A 19,598-nucleotide genomic window follows, 5' to 3' on the forward strand; every position below is an offset into this window, starting at 1 on the left:
GGGATTCAGACGATGGAAGAGCTTATCTCCCCCGGTATCTACAACCTGATCATCTTTGTGCTGGCGATCTATGTCGGCTATCACGTGGTCTGGAACGTCACGCCCGCGCTGCACACTCCATTGATGGCGGTGACCAACGCGATTTCCGCCATTGTGATCGTCGGCGCCATGCTGGCTGCCGCCCTCACCGTGACGCCGCTGGGCAAAACCATGGGCACCCTGGCGGTGGCCCTGGCCGCAGTCAACGTGTTCGGCGGTTTCCTGGTCACCCGCAGAATGCTGGAAATGTTCAAGAAGAAAGCCCCGAAAGTAAAAGAAGAGGCGCCGAAGTCATGAGCATGAATCTCGTCACGACGCTGTACCTGATCGCGTCGATCTGTTTCATCCAGGCCCTCAAGGGGCTGTCGCACCCCACCACGTCGCGTCGCGGCAACCTGTTCGGCATGCTCGGCATGGCGCTGGCCGTACTTACCACCGTGGGCCTCATCTATAAGCTCGGCGCTGAGCTGGCCACTGCCGGCATCGGCTATGTGATCGTCGGCCTTCTGATCGGTGGCACCGCCGGCTCGATCATGGCCAAGCGGGTAGAAATGACCAAGATGCCGGAGCTGGTGGCGTTCATGCACAGCATGATCGGCCTGGCCGCGGTGTTTATCGCCATCGCCGCCGTGGTCGAGCCGCAATCCCTGGGCATCGTCAAACACCTTGGCGATGCGATTCCTGCCGGCAACCGCCTGGAACTGTTCCTGGGCGCGGCCATCGGTGCGATTACGTTTTCCGGCTCGGTGATCGCTTTCGGCAAGCTGTCGGGCAAGTACAAGTTCCGCCTGTTTCAGGGGGCACCGGTACAGTTCGGCGGCCAGCACAAACTGAACCTGGTGCTTGGGCTGGCAACCCTGGGCCTGGGTTTGGCGTTCATGTTCTCCGGCAACCTCACCGCCTTCGCACTGATGCTGGCGCTGGCGTTTGTATTGGGCGTGCTGATCATTATCCCGATCGGTGGCGCGGACATGCCGGTAGTCGTCTCAATGCTCAACAGCTATTCCGGCTGGGCGGCGGCCGGCATCGGTTTCTCGCTGAACAACTCGATGCTGATCATTGCCGGCTCACTGGTAGGCTCCAGCGGCGCGATCCTGTCGTACATCATGTGCAAGGCGATGAACCGCTCGTTCTTCAATGTGTTGCTCGGCGGCTTCGGTAATACGCCAGACGCCGGTGCGGCCGCTGGCTCCAAGGAAGCGCGTCCGGTGAAATCCGGTTCGGCAGACGACGCCACCTTCCTGCTCACCAACGCCGACACCGTAATCATCGTGCCAGGCTATGGCCTGGCGGTGGCGCGGGCGCAGCATGCGCTCAAAGAGTTGACCGAGAAACTCACTCACCACGGTGTTACGGTGAAATACGCGATCCACCCGGTGGCCGGTCGCATGCCCGGACACATGAACGTGTTGCTCGCCGAGGCGGAAGTGCCGTACGACCAGGTGTTCGAGATGGAAGACATCAACTCCGAGTTCGGCCAGGCCGACGTAGTGCTGGTGTTGGGTGCCAACGACGTGGTCAACCCGGCCGCGAAGAACGATCCGAAATCGCCGATTGCCGGGATGCCGATCCTCGAAGCCTTCAAGGCCAAGACCATCATCGTCAACAAGCGCTCCATGGCCAGCGGCTATGCGGGGCTGGATAACGAGCTGTTCTATCTCGACAAGACCATGATGGTGTTCGGTGACGCCAAAAAGGTCATCGAAGACATGGTCAAAGCCGTCGAGTAACACTGCTCCAGCGCAATACTCGAAACCCCGGCGCGACGTAGGCTGGGGTTTTTTATTGCGGGATGAAACCCGACCAAAGGCTCTAAATCGCTAGCTTGCATTCGACCATGGTAGCGGGCCGAATTTTTTTGAAATCACTACACTGCCTACCTTGCTTCCGTAGCCCGAGATAACCATTCATGTACCGTGATCGTATCCGCTTGCCTTCGTTGTTGAACAAGGTCATGAGCGCGGCAGACGCCGCCGCACTGATCGAGGACGGCATGACCGTCGGCATGAGCGGCTTCACCCGCGCCGGTGAAGCCAAGGCCGTCCCCCACGCCCTGGCCGAACGGGCCAAGACCTCCCCGCTGAAAATCACCCTGATGACCGGCGCCAGCCTGGGCAATGACCTGGACAAGCAACTGACCGAAGCCGGTGTGTTGTCCCGGCGCATGCCATTCCAGGTCGACAGCACCTTGCGCAAGGCCATCAACGCAGGCCAGGTGATGTTTATCGATCAGCATTTGTCGGAAACCGTCGAGCAACTGCGCAACAATCAACTCAAGCTGCCGGACATTGCGGTGATCGAAGCCATCGCTATCACCGAGCAAGGCCACATCGTGCCCACCACGTCGGTGGGTAACTCAGCCAGTTTCGCAATTTTCGCCAAACAGGTGATCATCGAGATCAACCTCGCGCACAATCCGAATCTGGAAGGGCTGCACGACATCTATATTCCGACCTACCGTCCAACCCGCACGCCGATCCCATTGGTAAAGGTGGACGATCGTATCGGCAGCACCGCAATCCCGATTCCGCCAGAGAAGATCGTCGCGATCGTCATCACCAATCAGGCGGACTCAGCGTCGACCGTAACCCCGCCCGACAGCGACACCCAAGGCATCGCCAACCACCTCATCAACTTCCTCAGGCAGGAAGTGGACGCCGGGCGCATGACCAACAAACTCGGGCCGCTGCAAGCGGGCATCGGTAACATCGCCAACGCTGTGATGTGCGGCTTGATCGACTCGCCTTTCGAAGACCTGACCATGTATTCGGAAGTGTTGCAGGACTCGACATTCGACCTGATCGACGCCGGCAAGCTGAGCTTCGCCTCGGGCAGCTCGATCACTCTGTCGCAACGGCGCAATGGCGACGTGTTCGGCAACCTGGAGCGCTATAAGGACAAACTGGTGCTGCGTCCCCAGGAAATTTCCAACCACCCTGAAGTGGTGCGACGCCTGGGCATTATCGGCATCAACACAGCCCTGGAGTTCGACATCTATGGCAACGTCAACTCCACCCACGTCTGCGGCACGCGGATGATGAACGGCATCGGCGGCTCAGGTGACTTCGCGCGCAATGCGCACCTGGCGATCTTCGTGACCAAATCCATCGCCAAGGGCGGCGCGATTTCCAGCGTGGTACCGATGGTCAGCCATGTGGACCACACCGAGCATGATGTGGACATCCTGGTCACCGAAGTCGGCCTGGCCGATCTGCGCGGCCTGGCGCCACGGGAACGGGCGCGGGTGATCATCGATAACTGTGTGCACCCAGCGTACCGTGACGCGCTGAACACTTACTTCGAGACCGCCTGCACACTCGGCGGACACACCCCGCATATCCTGCGCGAGGCACTGAGCTGGCACATCAATCTGGAAGAAACCGGGCATATGCTAAAGGCTTGATTCATACAGATCCGGGCTGGTGCAAATACAGTTTCATCAGCCCTGCAGTAATCCGCGCCATTCCTGAAAAAACTGTACTGCTGTACCGGTCTTTTCCTAGGGAAATAGCTGACACAGTCACTCGAAACCGACTATTTCGCACTACTTCAGTGCAGACAGGTACAGTTGCCCCGTTTCCGTACAGTACAGCCCCTATAAACAGTTAACTGGCCCCTCACAATACAAGTGAACTGTATCTAGAGAGTGTTGCGCCGCAGGAGGATCATTGGCATCAGTTAAACCACTACCTAATCCCGCCACAAGCGGAAGGATGCCATCATGGAACGTACACTCAGTTCCGAACTGTTCTCTGAAAAAGCCGTAAACAACCAAGCCGCTCTGCCTCTGCGCGTTCTGGCCAACCTGATGCTGTGGCAACGTCGCATCTCCAGCCGCCACCAACTGGCTCGTCTGGATTCGCGCCTGCTGGCTGATGCCGGTATCAGCGAAGCACAACGCTACGAAGAGCTGAGCAAGCCGTTCTGGCGCTGATGAGCGCTCGCTGGCCCTGACCTGAACGGTCCACTGCCAGCAACCAGATTGAACAAAACAAAGCCCGCCCCGGGAAACCGGAGGTGGGCTTTGTCGTTTCCGGGATTCGATTGCGACGAAAAACAGAACCCGCAGCGCAGGACCAGTACAGTTAAAATAATCCAACAGATGATAAGTACAATTCAGTGCCATTGTATCTGTATTGGTTAAACCAGCTCAGCCATTCTGGTGTGCCAGACCAGAATCGAGGCCACACAGATGGACTTCCAACCCGCTCTATATAAACGGCTGGCACTGCGCTTCATCGAGGCTCTAGGCCGTTGGGCCCTGCGTGCTCAAGGTCGACGTCAGTTAACTCAGCTTGATTTGCGGGGCTTGGCCGATGCAGGCATTACGCCAGGAGATCGCATGGCCGAGCTGTCCAAGCCTTTTTGGCGTGACTAGGCAGTCAAGACGCTATCCGAACGCATAAACGGCAGCTTAATATCCCGCTACCAAGTGGCGAAGCACGGGGAGCAGGCGTCTGATCCCCAAGGCTGTTCTGCACCACTTTATCCGTTCACCCAAGGAGTCACCCCATGCCCCGTCTTCGCCTTCTTAGTGCCGCTGCGCTGTTGACCCTGGCTGCCACCGCCAACGCTAGCAGCTTCATCGTGACCACCGACTCCATTGTCGGCGCGCTGAAAGCCACCTCCGACGCCACCTCCGATGCCACGTCATCCCTGCGCGACAACAAGGTGGTACGCGCCGCCCGTGACGACGCCGCCAGCTTTGTCGCCAGCGAAGGCGCCATTCGTGGAGTGAAGCTGGAAAGCGCTCTGGCCCAGATCCGCCAACAAGCCCCGCAATTGAACACCGCAACTGACGCACAGCTGGCCCAGGCCATCCTGGCCATTTGAGGCAACGGGCAAGGGAGCGCGAGCCGCTCCCGGACGCCTCCGCGCTGGCTCTCGTCCGGGCATTGCGCTAGCCTTGGCGCTCGTTTCCAGTTGTCGAGTCCCATGGCTTTTTCATACCGACTGTTCCTTGTCCCTGTGTTGTTTTCAGCGAGCTGGTCGCCTCTGGCATCGGCCTTTGACGTGACCCTTCAAGGCACTGTCGCGAGCGCCTATGCCACCAGCAAGGTGACCTCCGCGCCCTTCGATAGAAAGTTGCTGATGGCAGCCCAGGATGATGCTGCCGTGTTTGTCGCCACTGGCGGCCAATGGCGGGGAGCAAGGCTGGAATCAGCGCTGGATTACCTGCGCCGCACCCAGCCAAAACTTAACGCCAGCGACCGTGAACTGGCGCAAGCAATACTCGTCCAATAAACATCTTTGTATTTCGGAGTCATCCCATGCGTAGCCCGCTGATCGCCGCCACCCTTGGCCTGCTGTTATTGGCCGATGTTGCCCAGGCACACACGCTGGTGGCCACCAGTAACATCATTGTTCGCGCCTTTGGCCGCACCATTGATTTCACCTCGGACACCACCACCTCAATCCGCGACTCCAAAGTCGTGCGCGAAGCCCACGATGATGCCGCCAGTTTTGTTGCCACCAACGGTGAGATCCGCGGCGCGCAACTTGAAGCCGCCTTCGATACCCTGCGCACCCGCGTGCCGGAAGCTCGCGATGCCACTGACCAGACTCTCGCCGAAGCCATCCTCGCACTGTGAGGCGCCTCGCCGCCTGGCTGCTGGCCGGGACTGTGCTGCTGTGTACCGGCGCAGCGCAGGCCAGCCTGCAGCTGCGGCTCAAGTCCGATGGCTTGAGCCCGGCTGAGCAACAAGCCAGCCAGGCTTTGCTCGATGAGGCGATGCGCGCGTTGCCGCCGCGCTTTATCGAGCAACTGGACCGGCGCATCGATGTCGGCTGGACCGACAAAATGCCCGGCAACGCCTACGGCCAGGCCTCTCTGGTGTCGGAGCTGGACCTCAACCGCAACCTGCTGACCAGCCTGACCGACGGCAGCGCCGCCGCCCGTCAAACCAATCGTCCCCACGGTACGGTGCGCCGGGAAATGCTCGCCACGGTTCTGCACGAACTGACCCACATCTATGACCGCGCGCGCCTGTGGTCCAAAGACGAACGCGCGCTGATCCAGCGCTGCAGCCGCCAGAACAGCATCACTGGCGTGATCGGCCTGCCGGATCAGTGCCGGGGCCAGAACGACCGGCGCTTTACCCTCAGCGATGATCCTCGATTGCTCGACCTCGCCGGTTGGCCGCAATACGTCGGCCGGCGCGGCGAGCGCGAGCAGCACAACCGCCAGGTCGTGCGCAGCCCGGACCTCTACGAAACCACCAGCCCACTGGAGTTCGTCGCGGTCAACATGGAGTACTTCCTCCTCGACCCGAGCTACGCCTGCCGCCGCCCGGCGTTGTTCCGCTATTACCGTGACCATTTCGGCTGGGCGCCGCCCGGGCAGGACGCGTGCGCCAAGACGTACGCGTTTCTCAATGCCGGCAATGATTTCGCCAAGACGCCGCTGGGCCATATCGATCCCGAGCGGGTGTACCAGATTGACTATCTGCTGGCCGAAGCCAACCAGAACCTGGTAAGCCGCTGGGGCCACAGCATGCTGCGGCTGGTGATCTGCGCCCCCGGCCGGCCGCGCGGGCCCGATTGTCGGCTGGACCTGGACCAGCACCTGGTGCTGTCCTACCGCGCCTTCGTCGGTGACGTGCAGCTGTCGAGCTGGGACGGCCTGGTGGGCAAATACCCGTCGCGCCTGTTCGTATTGCCGCTGGCCCAGGTCATCGACGAATACACCAAGACTGAGCTGCGCGGCCTGGCCTCCGTCCCGCTGAAATTGTCGCGCCAGGAGATCAACGAAACCGTCGAGCACGCCGCTGAAATGCATTGGAGCTACGACGGAAACTATTTCTTCCTGTCCAACAACTGCGCCGTCGAAAGCCTCAAGCTGTTGCGCAGCGGCAGCGCCAACCCGCAACTGACCGGCCTGGACAACATCACCCCCAATGGTCTGCTGGAAGTGCTGCAGGCTCGCGGCCTGGCCGATACCAGCGTACTGGACGACAAACGCGAAGCGCTGCGCCTGGGCTATCACTTCGACTCGTTCCGCGAACGCTATCAGGCGATGTTCGATGTATTGCGCAAGCATCTACCGATCAAACAGACCCAGGTTGAAGATTGGTTGGCGCTGGACGCGGCGCAACGTCGCCAATGGTTCGACCAGGCCGATCTGCGCACCAGCGCGGCGTTGCTGCTGCTGGAACAGGCCAGTTTTCGCAAACAGCTGATGCTGGCCCAGGATGAGGTCAAGCAACGCTACCTCGGTGCCCGCGAGTTGAAAAATGGCGGCATGGAGAAAGCCAATGCCACGCTGCAAAAGATCCTCGCCAACAGCGGCTTTCTCAGTCGTCCGGCCGAACTGCTCGGCGCCGGAGGCTATGGCCTGCCGCAACCGTCGGAAGCCGAACGCCTGGAGTCAGAAAGCGCCGAACGCCAAAAGCAGCTCCAGTCACTGACCGGTGAGCTGGACAAAGAAGTGAGGGCGCTGCTTGAACCCTCCCGCGCCGCCGAGATTGCCGCGTGTGAAGCCAACCTCAAGCAGGTCGGTGAACATCTGCGCAAACTGCACAAAGCGGCGGGCGGGCTCGAACTGCCGTGAAGGTGGGAGGGGCTTGCCCCTTGATAGATTTTGACCTGCACAAGCTTGAAGACCGCGCGTCTTGCCCACACTGACTGTTTTGCCGGCGAAAGCTGGCTGAAAGCTTACGCGTCTAGGATCGCCCCCAACTGCCGGCAATAGATCGGCTGTACACAACAACAATGGTGATCCCCGATGTCCGTCCGTACCCGCCTGTTCGCTCCAACTCCTCCCGTACGTCTCGTGCCTTTCGTTCTGCGCTGACCCGTCCCGGTTCGCCATTCCCTAGCCGCGCTACGCCTGGAGTATTCCTATGCTGACTTTCCTTGGCTTTGCCATGGTCATCACGTTCATGTTCCTCATCATGACCAAGCGCCTGTCCGCGCTGATCGCCCTGATCATCGTGCCGATCCTGTTCGCGCTGTTCGGCGGTTTCGCACCGAAGATCGGTCCGATGATGCTTGAAGGCATCACCAAGCTCGCGCCGACCGGCGTGATGCTGATGTTCGCCATCCTCTACTTTGCCCTGATGATCGACTCCGGCCTGTTCGATCCGGCCGTGCGCAAGATCCTCAAGATGGTCAAGGGCGACCCGCTGAAAGTCTCGGTGGGTACTGCCGTGCTGGCCCTGGTGGTGTCCCTCGACGGTGACGGCGCCACCACTTACATGATCTGCGTGGCCGCCATGTTGCCGCTGTACCAGCGCATCGGCATGAGCCCGCGGATCATGGCCGGCCTGATCATTCTCGCCGGCGGCGTGATGAACATGACGCCCTGGGGCGGCCCGACCGCCCGCGCCGCCAGTGCGCTGCATGTGGACCCGTCGGATATTTTCGTACCGATGATTCCCGCCATGGCCGCCGGTGTGGTGGCGATCCTGGTGATTGCCTATATGTACGGCAAGCGCGAACGAGCGCGCCTGGGTGAACTGCACCTGCAAGGCGACGAAATCGACCACAGCGAGATCAGTGTGTCGCAGTACCCGGATGCTCGCCGTCCGAAGCTGATCTGGTTCAACGGCGCCCTGACCCTGGCCCTGATGTGCACGCTGATTGCAGGCCTGTTGCCACTACCGGTGCTGTTCATGGTGGCGTTCAGCATTGCAATGATCGTCAACTACCCGTGCCTGCAACAACAGAAAGACCGCGTCGCCGCCCACGCCGGCAGTGTACTGGCGGTGGTGGGGCTGATCTTCGCCGCAGGCATCTTCACCGGCATCCTGTCGGGCACCGGCATGGTCGATGCCATGTCCAAGAGCCTGCTGGCGGTCATCCCTGAAGCGTTGGGCCCATACCTGGCGGTCATCACCGCGCTGGTTAGCATGCCGTTTACCTTCTTCATGTCCAACGACGCGTTTTACTATGGCGTGCTACCGGTACTCGCCGAAGCCGCCAGCCACTACGGCATCACCGCCGTGGAAATGGCACGCGCCTCCATCGTCGGCCAACCGGTGCACTTGCTCAGCCCGCTGGTGCCATCGACCTACCTGTTGGTGGCCCTGGCCGGTATCGAATTTGGCGATCACCAGCGTTTCACCCTGAAGTGGGCAGTGCTGGTGTGCCTGTGCATAATGTTCGCCGCCTTGCTGATGGGGATTTTTCCGCTGTTCAGCACTCTATAACCGTACAACCCGCTGCGCCGGTCCTACCGGCGCGGCTTAACACTCGCGCAAAGGTATACACATGGAATGGCTGACCAATCCGGAAATCTGGATTGCCTTCTTCACCCTGACGGCCCTCGAGATCGTCCTGGGCATCGATAACATCATCATGATTTCGATCCTGGTCAGCCGCATGCCCAAGCACATGCAGGCACGTACCCGGATCTTCGGCCTGGCGCTGGCCATGGTCACGCGTATCCTGTTGCTGCTGTCGATCACCTGGGTCATGCAATTGACCGCCGACCTGTTCGTGGTCCTCGGCCAAGGCATTTCCGGTCGCGACCTGATCCTGTTCTTCGGTGGCCTGTTCCTGCTGTGGAAAAGCTCCCAGGAGATGTACCACGCGCTGGAAGGTGAAGACGAAACCCAGGACGAGCCCAAGGGCGCAGGTGGCAAGTTCATCTACACCATCATCCAGATCGCGATCATCGACATTGTGTTCTCCCTGGACTCGGTGATCACTGCGGTCGGCATGGTGTCCCATGTACCGGTCATGATCGCCGCGATCGTCGTCGCCGTACTGGTGATGATGCTGGCGGCCGGCACGATCAGCGAATTCATCGACAAGCACCCGTCGTTGAAAATGCTCGCGCTGTCGTTCCTGCTGGTGGTGGGTACCGTGCTGATCGCCGAATCTTTCGATGTGCACGTACCGAAGGGCTACGTCTACTTCGCCATGGCATTCTCGCTGGCGGTGGAAGCGGTGAACATCAAGATGCGCACCGCGATCGCAAAGAAGAAGAAGCAGAAGGATCCGGTGAAACTGCGCAAGGACATTCCGGGTCAGTAACCCCGAGCCTGAATAAAAACGGGGCCCTCGCGCCTAATGCCTGTCAGTTAAGAGACGGAACGGACAATCAGTCACCTGTGGCGAGCGGGCTTGCCCCGCGTTGGGCTGCGCAGCAGCCCCAAAACATAGTCCCGGAGCTGCCTGGCATACCGCGACGCTCCTATTGGGGCTGCTGCGCAGCCCAACGCGGGGCAAGCCCGCTCGCCACAGTTACAGTGTTCCTCCTTAACTGACTGGCATTAGGCGCTCGCGCCCCGTTTTTTTTGATCGCAAAAAGCTGATTTCATGACAGTTTTGTTTCAATCCCCACTTTAGCTATGCGATGCTGGCGCCGAGCCCATTCGCCAACTACAGCTTAAGTACAAGACGTAGAACGGCACGCGGCAATTTTTCATTGGCTCCTTCTGGAGCCCACCCACACGGGGGGCCGAGCATGCTGACCTTGCTCAATCTGCTTTCCGCCGTGACCCTGCTCATCTGGGGCACGCACATCGTCCGTACCGGCATCCTGCGGGTCTACGGTTCCAACTTGCGCCAAGTCATCGGTCAGAACATGGCCAAGCGCTGGCTGGCGTTTATCGCCGGCATTCTGGTGACGGCCATGGTGCAGAGCAGCAACGCCACGGCCATGCTGGTGACGTCGTTCGTCGGCCAGGGCCTGATGGGGCTGATGCCCGCCATGGCGACCATGCTCGGTGCCGATGTGGGCACCGCCCTGATGGCACGGGTGCTCACCTTTGACCTGTCCTGGCTGTCGCCGCTGTTGATCTTCCTGGGGGTGATCTTCTTCCTGTCGCGCAAACAGACGCGGGCAGGGCAGTTGGGTCGGGTGGGCATCGGCCTGGGGCTGATCATTCTGGCACTGCAGTTGATCGTCGAAGCGGCGGGGCCAATCACCCATGCCCAGGGCGTCAAAGTCATCTTTGCCTCGCTGACCGGCGACATCCTGCTCGATGCCTTGGTCGGCGCCCTGTTCGCGATGATCTCCTACTCCAGCCTGGCCGCCGTGCTGCTGACCGCCACCCTCGCCGGTGCCGGTGTGATCGGCCTGCATGTGGCAATCGGTCTGGTGATCGGCGCCAATATCGGCAGCGGCGTGCTGGCGTTTCTCAGTACCAGCATGCAAAACGCAGCCGGTCGCCAAGTGGCACTCGGCAGCCTGCTGTACAAACTGATCGGCCTGTTGCTGATCATCCCGGTGCTCGACCCGCTCGTACGCTGGATGGATAACCTGGACTACAGCGCCCAGGGCATGGTCATCACCTTTCATCTGCTCTACAACGTCAGCCGCTGCCTGATCCTGCTGCCGACCATCGGCCCGATGGCACGCCTGTGTGCCTGGTTGCTGCCCGAGCGTGAAGAGGTCAACGGCAAGGCCAAGCCGCGGCATCTGGACCCCACGGCCCTTGCCACTCCCAGCCTGGCGCTGGCCAATGCCGCGCGCGAAACCCTGCGCCTGGGCGACCTGATCGACAATATGCTCACCGCCATGCAGGAAGTGCTGCGCGGCAAACAGACAGCGATCACCCAGGAAATGCGCAGCCTCAGCGATGACGTTGAAGCGCTCTACAGCGCCATCAAGCTTTATCTGGCGCAAATGCCGCGTGAAGACCTCAGCGAACAAGACAGCCGCCGCTGGGCTGAAATCATTGAACTGTCGATCAACCTGAAGCTGGCCGGCGACTTGATCGAGCGCATGCTGCGCAAGGTCCAGCAGCAGAAAACGTCCCAGCGCCGACAATTCTCGGAGGTGGGCCTGGAAGAACTCACCGACCTGCACAGCCAGTTGATCGCCAACCTGCGCCTGGGCCTGTCGGTGTTTCTGAGCGCCGACCCGGAAAGTGCCCGCCAGTTGCTGCGCGAGAAACGCCGCTTCCGCGCGCAGGAGCGGCGCCTGGCCCACGCCCATGTAAGCCGTCTGCAGCGCAAGATCGTACAAAGCCTGGAAACCAGTTCCCTGCACCTTGAGCTGATTGCCGACATGAAGCGTCTGAACTCGTTGTTTTGCAGCAGTGCCTATGTCGTATTGGAAACGTCCGACACCGGCGCACTCTCGGCCGAAGATATTGCCGACATCACGCATTCCCCCTGAACGTAAGATGGCCCGTGAAGTCAGTTACAACTGACCTCACTCGCCAGGAAGCCAGTTATGCGTCGCCTGTTATTCGTCTGCCTGCTGTTGGGCGCCGCTCATGCCTTTGCCTTTGACCGCTTGCAAGTCGAGGGCTACACCTTGCCCAACGGCCTGCAATTGCTGCTCAAACCCGGCACCGAGCGCGGGCATGTGGCTATTCGCTTGGTGGTCGGCGTGGGCCTGGATGACTTCCCGTGCGAAGACAAAGAGCTGCCCCATCTGTTCGAGCACTTGCTGTTCAGCGGCATCGATGGCGGCGGCGAGGGCGACCTGGAAGAGCGCATGCAGGCCCTGGGCGGCGAATGGAACGCCTACACCAGTAATGCGGACACCACCTTCGTGATCGAGGCCCCCGCGTACAACCAGCGCAAAGTGCTGGACCTGCTGCTGGCGATCCTCACCCGCACCGAGCTGACCGACGCCCACATCAATGCAGCCAAACAGGTGGTGGAGCGTGAGGACGGCGGCCATTACTCACGGCTGCAACGCCTGCTTGATCGCCAGGATCTGGGCCACACCGCCAGCAACCAGCTGGCCGTCGAACTGGGGCTCAAATGCGCCGAACGTGCCGAGGTCAATCACCTGACCCGCGATCAATTGCAAACGCTACGCAAGGACTGGTACGCGCCCAATAACATGACGCTGATCATCGTCGGCGACCTCGATAAACTGCTGCCGGCCTATCTCGAGCGCACCTACGGGCAACTGACGCCGGTCGAGCCCAGCGAACATTTGCCGCTGCCGCAGATCCAGCAAACGGCCGCCAGTCATCGCGAACTGATCCACGGTTGGGTGGGCAACAGCGCCAAATTGCACTGGCTGCTGCCGGAACCGGTACTGGACGACCAACATGATGAAACCTATGACCTGCTCAAGGACTACTTGGACTGGGCGCTGTACCGCCAGTTGCGCCTCAGGCATGGGTTGTCCTACGGCCCCTGGGCCGAGCGCGAAGTGCTCGGAGGCGTCGGCTTTCTGAGCCTGAATGCCGATCTTGAGCGCGAAAACCTCGACGAAGCCGAACAGGTGCTGCACGACCTCAAGGCGCAACTGCTCAAGGACGGCCTGGACCCGGCCACCTTTACACGCCTGCAACAAGCGGCCATCGCCCGACAAGCCTGGGCCGTGCAGGGCAACAGCGCACTGGCCGACTACTACTGGAGTGCCGCAGGCGACTACGACAACGGCCATTTCAGCGACCCCGCCAAGCGCATCAAGGCCATCAAGCTGGACCAGGCAAACCAGGCCTTGCGCGAGCTTCTCAAGCAACCGGGCTACTGGCGCATCGAAAAGCCGCTGTTCAGTTACGACACCCTCAGTTGGAGCGGCGCAGGCCTGCTGGCACTGATGGTAATCGGCTGGGTGGGCGTGCGCCGTTATCGCAAACGGGTTGAGTAATGAGGCACCGAACAGCAGCCTAAGACGCTATTCTGTCTAAGATTTCTCCTACACAGTGCGAACCGCCGAATGCCCAACCTGACCCACTATATCCAGCGCATCCTCGAACTGATGAAGCGCTACCCAGGGGTGATTGCACTCGGCGGCTTCATCTCGGGGGTGGGCAGCTTCATTCTGGTGGACCGTCAGCAGGGGATGGCCAGCTGGATTGCCGTGATCATGCTGGTGAGCTGGCTCTGGCTGATGCTCGAGAACAGTTTTACCCAACTGTTCACCAAACTCTTCAAGCGCGAGATCCCCGAGCCCCTGCTGCGCTACGCGACCCAGATGATCCACCAGGAAAGCCTGTTTTTCGTACTGCCGTTCTTCTTCGTCACCACCGCGTGGAACAGCGGCCAATCGGTGTTCACAGGGCTACTCGGCGCGGCAGCGCTGGTGTCGATCATCGACCCGTTGTACTACAAATGGCTGGCGCCCAAGCGTTCACTGTTCCTGGCCCTGCACACCCTGACCCTGTTCGCCGCGCTGCTCACTGCGCTGCCGATCATCCTGCACCTGACCACCGCCGAGAGCTACAAACTCGCCCTTGGCGTGGCCATGGCGCTATCAATTCCAAGCCTGGCGGTGAGCATGCCGCTGCGCAGTCTTAAAGGTTGGGCCATGTTGCTGGGTGTTACTGCGGCCATTGGTTGTGCCGGCTGGTTACTGCGCAGCTGGGTGCCGCCGGCCACCCTGTGGATGACAGAGGTGGCCATCAGTACCCAGCTGCAGGACCGTACGCCAGGGCATGACCTCAAGGAAGTCTCCGCCGCACAACTGCGCAGCGGCGGGCTGTACGCTTATACCGCGATTAACGCGCCGCGCGGGTTGGATGAGCGCATCTACCATGTGTGGAAATTCAACGGTAAGGAAGTAGACCGCATTGCCCTGGACATTCATGGCGGGCGCAAGGAAGGCTACCGTGCCTGGACCCACAAGCAGAACTTCCCGGGGGACTCGGCAGGGCGCTGGCAGGTCCAGGTATTGACCGAGGATGGACAGGTTATCGGCGTGCTGCGCTTTAAAGTCACCGACACAGCACAAACGGACAACCCACAGTAGGCAGCTTCGTGCTATTACGTAGGGCTTTGTGAAAACAGACACGCTCGCAGCTTATGACCACCCGCATCACGGCCGGCGCCGCCCATCTCGATACGTCCACCACCCCTCCGTTGCTCAGGATTACGGGGGACTGGACGCTTGCCCACTATGCGAGCCTGAAGAAGCTGTCGGACAAACTCGACGGCCAATACGATGCCGGCGCGCGTATCGACCTCAACGGGCTCGGTGCCCTGGACACCGCCGGCGCGTCGCTGCTGGTGGAACTGCTGGGGCCGACTCGCATCGAGCAATCCGCAGAGCAGACCGATTGCAGCCTGTCCGCCGCCGACCGCGCACTGCTTAAAACGGTGTATCGCTCCCTCAACGACTTCTGCGTGCCGGACAAAGCGCCCGAAGAAGCCACCGGTATTCAGGTGCTGGCGCGTATCGGCGCGGCCGTGGACAAGGTGTGGCAGGACAGCAAGCAACTGCTCGGCTTTATCGGCCTGATCCTCGAAACCCTGGCCCGCGGCCTGTTGCGCCCCAAACGCTGGCGCCTGACTCCGATGGTCGCTCACCTTGAACAGGTTGGCCTGGACGCCGCGCCCATCGTGGCCTTGCTCACGTTCCTGGTAGGCGCCGTGGTGGCCTTTCTCGGCGCCACCGTGCTTAAAAGCTTCGGCGCGACAATTTTTACCGTGGACCTGGTGGCGTTCTCTTTCCTACGGGAATTCGGCGTGTTGCTGACCGCGATCCTGATCGCCGGCCGCACCGCCAGTGCGTTTACCGCGCAAATCGGTTCGATGAAAGCCAATGAAGAAATCGACGCCATCCGCACCCTGGGCCTGGACCCGATGGAGCTGCTGGTACTGCCCCGCGTGCTGGCGCTGCTGGTGGCGCTGCCGATGCTGACGTTCCTGGCGATGCTCTCGGGGATTATCGGCGGCGGCGTGGTGTGCGCCGTGGCACTGGATATTTCGCCGGCGATGTTTCTCTCGCTGCTGCAATCGGACATTGGCGTCCAACACTTTCTGGTGGGCATGGTGAAAGCGCCGGTGTTCGCCTTCCTGATCGCCGCCATTGGCTGCCTGGAAGGATTCAAGGTCAGCGGCAGCGCCGAGTCGGTCGGTGCGCACACCACTTCCAGCGTGGTGCAATCGATCTTTGTAGTGATCGTGCTGGATGCGGTCGCGGCGCTGTTCTTCATGGAGATGAGCTGGTGAGCCGTCTACACCGAACACCCGCCGAGGCGGTGATTGAAGTGCGCGGCCTGTGCAATCGCTTTGGCAGCCAAAGCGTGCATGAAAACCTCGACCTGGACTTGTACAAGGGCGAAATACTCGCCGTGGTCGGCGGTTCCGGCAGCGGTAAGTCAGTGCTGCTGCGCAGCATCGTCGGCCTGCGCCGGCCAAGCGAGGGTGAAGTGCGGGTGTTCGGCAAAAACCTGCCAAACCTGCCGGAACAGGAGCGTTCCCTGGTGGAACGGCGCTTTGGTGTGTTGTTCCAGAAGGGCGCGCTGTTTTCCTCGCTGACGGTGACCGAAAACGTCGCGCTGCCGTTGATCGAGCATGCGGGCCTCAGCCGTGCCGATGCCGAGCATTTGGCCGCGGTGAAGCTGGCGCTGGCCGGGCTTCCGCTGTCGGCGGCCGACAAGTACCCGGCGTCGCTGTCCGGCGGCATGATCAAGCGCGCCGCCCTGGCCCGCGCCTTGGCGCTGGATCCGGACATCCTGTTTCTGGATGAGCCCACCGCCGGCCTCGACCCGATCGGCGCGGCGCAATTTGACCAACTGATCCTGACCCTGCGCGACGCGTTGGGCTTGAGTGTGTTCCTGGTGACTCACGACCTGGACACGCTGTACACCATCACCGACCGCGTGGCGGTGCTGGCCCGGAAAAAAGTGCTGGTGGCCGATGCCATCGATGTCGTCTCGGAAACGGACGACGCGTGGATCCACGAATATTTCCACGGCCCCCGTGGCCGCGCGGCATTGGATGCCGCTCAATCGCTCAACGAGGTATGACATGGAAACCCGAGCCCATCATGTGATGATCGGACTGTTCAGCGTGATCGTGGTGGTCGGCGCCATGCTGTTTGGCCTGTGGCTGGCCAAGTCCAGCGTCGACAGCGCGTTCCAGGACTACGAAGTGGTCTTCAACGAAGCGGTCAGCGGTCTGTCACAGGGCAGCGCGGTGCAATACAGCGGCATCAAGGTGGGTGACGTGATCAGCCTGCGCCTGGACCCCAAAGACCCGCGGCGCGTCCTCGCCCGCATTCGCCTGGCCGGGCAGACGCCGATCAAGGAAGACACTCAGGCCAAGCTCGCGCTGACCGGCATCACCGGTACCTCGATCATCCAGCTCAGCGGCGGCACGCCACAAAGCCCCGAACTCAAGGGTAAGAATGGCAATCTGCCGGAAATCATCGCCTCGCCTTCGCCCATCGCGCGCCTGCTCAATAACAGCAATGACCTGATGACCAGCATTAATGTGCTGCTGCACAACGCCAACAGCATGTTCTCTGCGCAAAACGTCGAGCACCTGAGCAACACCCTGGCGCATTTGGAGCAAACCACAGGCGCCATCGCCGATCAGCGTGGCGATATCAAAGTGGTGATGCAGCAACTGTTGCAGGTCAGCAAACAGGCTACGGCTGCGCTGGAGCAGACGACCGTGCTGATGCGCAATGCCAATGGCCTGCTGAACGAGCAGGGCAAGCAGGCCTTCGGCAGCGCCGAACAGGCCATGAAGTCCCTTGAGCAAAGCACTGCCACCATCAATACCTTGCTGACCAACAACAAGGATTCGGTTAACAGCGGCATGCAAGGGCTCAACGAACTGGCGCCGGCCGTGCGCGAACTGCGCGAAACCCTCGGTTCGCTGCGCGCCATCTCCCGCCGCCTGGAAGCCAACCCCAGCGGCTACCTGCTGGGCAGTGACAAGAACAAGGAGTTCACGCCATGAAGCGTGCATATCAACTGATCGCCCCTATGGCCCTGGCGCTGATCAGCGCGTGTTCGATCCTGCCCAAGGCCGACCCGTCCGACGTGTACCGTCTGGCGTCGGCCCAAGCCACGGCCCAAGGCACACCGGTGAGTTGGTCGCTGCGCGTGACCAAGCCGCAAACCAGCGAATTTCTCGACAGCCCACGCATTGCCGTGGTGCCCAATGGCGACTTGATCAGCAGCTATGCAAACGCGCGCTGGAGCGATCCGGCTCCCGTGCTGTTGCGCAATCGCCTGCTCGACGGCTTCCAGCGCGATGGTCGGGTAACGCTGCTCAGCACCGACGACACCAACCTGCAGGCCGACTATGAGCTTGGCGGGCAGTTGCAGGCGTTTCAGAGTGAGTACCGAGGCCGCGCGGTGGACGTAGTGATCCGCCTCGACGCGCGACTGGTGCGAGGGAACGATCAACGGATTATTGCCAGTCGGCGCTTTGAAGTGCGCCAGCCGGTGAGCGATACCCAGGTGCCGACGGTGGTGGCTGCTTTTGGTCAGGCTGGGGATCAGCTGAATAAGCAGGTGGTGGATTGGGTGGTGGCACAGGGCAACATGGGTGTGAAACGCTGAGGGCCTCATCGGGGGCAAGCCCCCTCCCACATTTGAATGTATTCACAGGCCAATAGGTGGGAGGGGCTTGCCCCCTATAGCTATCTAAGCCTCAGCCAAAGAACCAGTAGCACACCGAAATAGCCGCCACGACGCCGGCAAACTCAGCCAGCAATGCACAACCCACCGCATGCCGCGCGCGCTGGATGCCCACCGAGCCGAAGTACACCGCCAACACGTAGAAGGTGGTTTCGGTACTGCCCTGAATCGTCGCGGCCACCAGTGCCGGAAAACTGTCCACGCCCTGCGTCTGCATGGTTTCGATCAGCATCGCCCGTGCGGCACTGCCGGAGAACGGCTTGACCATGGCGGTCGGCAAAGCATCGACAAAGCGCGTGTCCATGCCCGTCCACGCCACCACATGGCGAATACCTTCAAGGCCGAAATCCAGCGCGCCGGAGGCACGTAACACGCCCACCGCACATAGCATCGCCACCAGGTACGGCAGCAGGTTTTTGGCGACGTCGAAGCCTTCTTTGGCGCCTTCGACAAATGCCTCGTACACCTTCACCTTGCGCAACGCGCCGATCAGCAGGAACAACATGATCAGGCCGAAGAGGGTCAGGTTGCCGAGAATCGACGACAACCCGGCCAGCGCCGTGGCGGACAGGGTCGCCAGTAACGCCATGAAGCCGCCCAGCACCAGCGCGCCGGGTATCAGATAGGCCAGCACCACGGGGTCCCACAAACGCAGGCGCTGCATGATGGCGACCGACAGCAGGCCCACCAGTGTCGACGCGCTGGTCGCCAGCAGGATCGGCAGGAACACCAGCGTCGGGTCGGCGGCACCCTGCTGGGCGCGATACATGAAGATGGTCACCGGCAGCAGCGTCAACGACGAGGCGTTGAGCACCAGGAACAGGATCTGCGCATTGCTCGCCGTGGTCGGCAGCGGGTTGAGTTCCTGCAGCGCCTTCATGGCTTTGAGGCCGATGGGGGTGGCGGCGTTGTCCAGGCCCAGGCCGTTGGCGGCGAAGTTGAGGGTGATCAGGCCGATGGCAGGGTGGCCCGCCGGCACTTCCGGCATCAGGCGACGGAACAAGGGGCCCAGTGCCTTGGCCAGCCAATCGACGATCCCGGCTTTCTCGGCGATGCGCAAAAAGCCCAGCCATAAGGTCAGGGTGCCGAACAGCAGCACCATCACTTCCACCGACAATTTGGCCATGGCGAAAATGCTTTCCACCATCGCCGCGAAAATCCCGGCGTTACCGCCCACCAGCCATTGCGCCAAGGCTGAGACCATTGCCACGACAAAGAATCCAAGCCACAGGCCATTGAGCATCAGTTGAATCCCCTCGAATGATGGGGCGAATGATAGCGGGGCTGGCAGAAACGACAAACCCCGGATTTCTCCGGGGT

Annotated in this window: 19 protein-coding genes; 18 read left to right on the forward strand and 1 reads right to left on the reverse strand. The window is 61.0% G+C overall.

Annotated features, from left to right (window positions below):
* Positions 1-12 precede the first annotated feature (12 nt).
* The 18 genes from OSC50_RS24060 (at position 13) to OSC50_RS24145 (ending at position 18,200) form a co-directional block, all read left to right on the forward strand.
* Positions 13-336, forward strand: a complete 324-nt coding sequence (locus tag OSC50_RS24060; protein ID WP_124413458.1) for an NAD(P) transhydrogenase subunit alpha part 2 — start codon at positions 13-15, stop codon at positions 334-336.
* Positions 333-1,769, forward strand: a complete 1,437-nt coding sequence (locus OSC50_RS24065) for an NAD(P)(+) transhydrogenase (Re/Si-specific) subunit beta (RefSeq protein WP_266245311.1) — start codon at positions 333-335, stop codon at positions 1,767-1,769. Before OSC50_RS24060 ends, OSC50_RS24065 begins: the two co-directional genes overlap by 4 nt.
* A gap of 179 nt (positions 1,770-1,948) precedes the next feature.
* Positions 1,949-3,442, forward strand: a complete 1,494-nt coding sequence (gene scpC / locus OSC50_RS24070; RefSeq protein ID WP_266245309.1) for a succinyl-CoA:acetate CoA-transferase ScpC — start codon at positions 1,949-1,951, stop codon at positions 3,440-3,442.
* A 318-nt stretch (positions 3,443-3,760) separates the two neighbouring features.
* Positions 3,761-3,973 (forward strand): DUF1127 domain-containing protein, encoded by a 213-nt coding sequence (locus tag OSC50_RS24075; protein ID WP_181081882.1) that lies wholly within the window; start codon positions 3,761-3,763, stop codon positions 3,971-3,973.
* Between the two features lie 258 nt (positions 3,974-4,231).
* Positions 4,232-4,417 (forward strand): DUF1127 domain-containing protein, encoded by a 186-nt coding sequence (locus tag OSC50_RS24080; protein WP_266245306.1) that lies wholly within the window; start codon positions 4,232-4,234, stop codon positions 4,415-4,417.
* A 134-nt stretch (positions 4,418-4,551) separates the two neighbouring features.
* Positions 4,552-4,872, forward strand: coding sequence for a DUF2388 domain-containing protein (locus tag OSC50_RS24085; protein ID WP_181081884.1), 321 nt, complete (start codon positions 4,552-4,554; stop codon positions 4,870-4,872).
* 102 nt (positions 4,873-4,974) lie between these two features.
* Positions 4,975-5,283, forward strand: a complete 309-nt coding sequence (locus tag OSC50_RS24090) for a DUF2388 domain-containing protein (protein ID WP_266245304.1) — start codon at positions 4,975-4,977, stop codon at positions 5,281-5,283.
* Between the two features lie 26 nt (positions 5,284-5,309).
* Positions 5,310-5,630: a DUF2388 domain-containing protein gene (locus OSC50_RS24095; RefSeq protein ID WP_181081886.1), complete on the forward strand. Its 321-nt coding sequence runs from the start codon at positions 5,310-5,312 to the stop codon at positions 5,628-5,630.
* Positions 5,627-7,588 (forward strand): DUF7844 domain-containing protein, encoded by a 1,962-nt coding sequence (locus OSC50_RS24100; RefSeq protein WP_266245300.1) that lies wholly within the window; start codon positions 5,627-5,629, stop codon positions 7,586-7,588. Before OSC50_RS24095 ends, OSC50_RS24100 begins: the two co-directional genes overlap by 4 nt.
* 292 nt (positions 7,589-7,880) lie before the next feature.
* The gene (locus tag OSC50_RS24105; RefSeq protein ID WP_034101743.1) at positions 7,881-9,188 is read left to right on the forward strand and encodes a CitMHS family transporter; all 1,308 of its coding nucleotides are present in this window, start codon (positions 7,881-7,883) and stop codon (positions 9,186-9,188) included.
* Positions 9,189-9,249: 61 nt separating this feature from the next.
* Positions 9,250-10,017 carry a TerC family protein gene (locus OSC50_RS24110; RefSeq protein WP_181081888.1) on the forward strand — a complete coding sequence of 256 codons (768 nt, stop codon included), beginning with the start codon at positions 9,250-9,252 and terminating at the stop codon, positions 10,015-10,017.
* Between the two features lie 433 nt (positions 10,018-10,450).
* A complete protein-coding gene (locus tag OSC50_RS24115; RefSeq protein ID WP_266245295.1) occupies positions 10,451-12,109 on the forward strand; it encodes a Na/Pi cotransporter family protein in 1,659 nt (552 codons plus the stop codon).
* 57 nt (positions 12,110-12,166) lie between these two features.
* On the forward strand, positions 12,167-13,549 hold the full coding sequence (locus tag OSC50_RS24120; protein WP_253509886.1) for a M16 family metallopeptidase: 1,383 nt from the start codon (positions 12,167-12,169) through the stop codon (positions 13,547-13,549).
* A 69-nt stretch (positions 13,550-13,618) separates the two neighbouring features.
* On the forward strand, positions 13,619-14,650 hold the full coding sequence (locus tag OSC50_RS24125) for a DUF5924 family protein (protein WP_266245292.1): 1,032 nt from the start codon (positions 13,619-13,621) through the stop codon (positions 14,648-14,650).
* A gap of 53 nt (positions 14,651-14,703) precedes the next feature.
* Complete coding sequence (locus OSC50_RS24130) at positions 14,704-15,852, forward strand: ABC transporter permease (RefSeq protein WP_181077377.1); 1,149 nt, start codon at positions 14,704-14,706, stop codon at positions 15,850-15,852.
* Entirely contained in the window at positions 15,849-16,652 is an 804-nt protein-coding gene (locus tag OSC50_RS24135; RefSeq protein ID WP_181077379.1) for an ABC transporter ATP-binding protein, read from the forward strand. The genes OSC50_RS24130 and OSC50_RS24135 overlap by 4 nt, the downstream gene beginning before the upstream one ends.
* Position 16,653: 1 nt before the next feature.
* A complete protein-coding gene (locus tag OSC50_RS24140) occupies positions 16,654-17,592 on the forward strand; it encodes an MlaD family protein (protein WP_181077381.1) in 939 nt (312 codons plus the stop codon).
* Positions 17,589-18,200, forward strand: coding sequence for an ABC-type transport auxiliary lipoprotein family protein (locus OSC50_RS24145; RefSeq protein WP_266245290.1), 612 nt, complete (start codon positions 17,589-17,591; stop codon positions 18,198-18,200). Before OSC50_RS24140 ends, OSC50_RS24145 begins: the two co-directional genes overlap by 4 nt.
* Positions 18,201-18,291: 91 nt before the next feature.
* Here OSC50_RS24145 and OSC50_RS24150 read toward each other — a convergent pair whose 3' ends face one another.
* Positions 18,292-19,521, reverse strand: coding sequence for a nucleoside recognition domain-containing protein (locus OSC50_RS24150; protein ID WP_181077384.1), 1,230 nt, complete (start codon positions 19,519-19,521; stop codon positions 18,292-18,294).
* Positions 19,522-19,598: the final 77 nt, after the last annotated feature.

This window comes from Pseudomonas quebecensis (genome assembly GCF_026410085.1).
In the GTDB taxonomy this organism is placed as follows: domain Bacteria; phylum Pseudomonadota; class Gammaproteobacteria; order Pseudomonadales; family Pseudomonadaceae; genus Aquipseudomonas; species Aquipseudomonas quebecensis.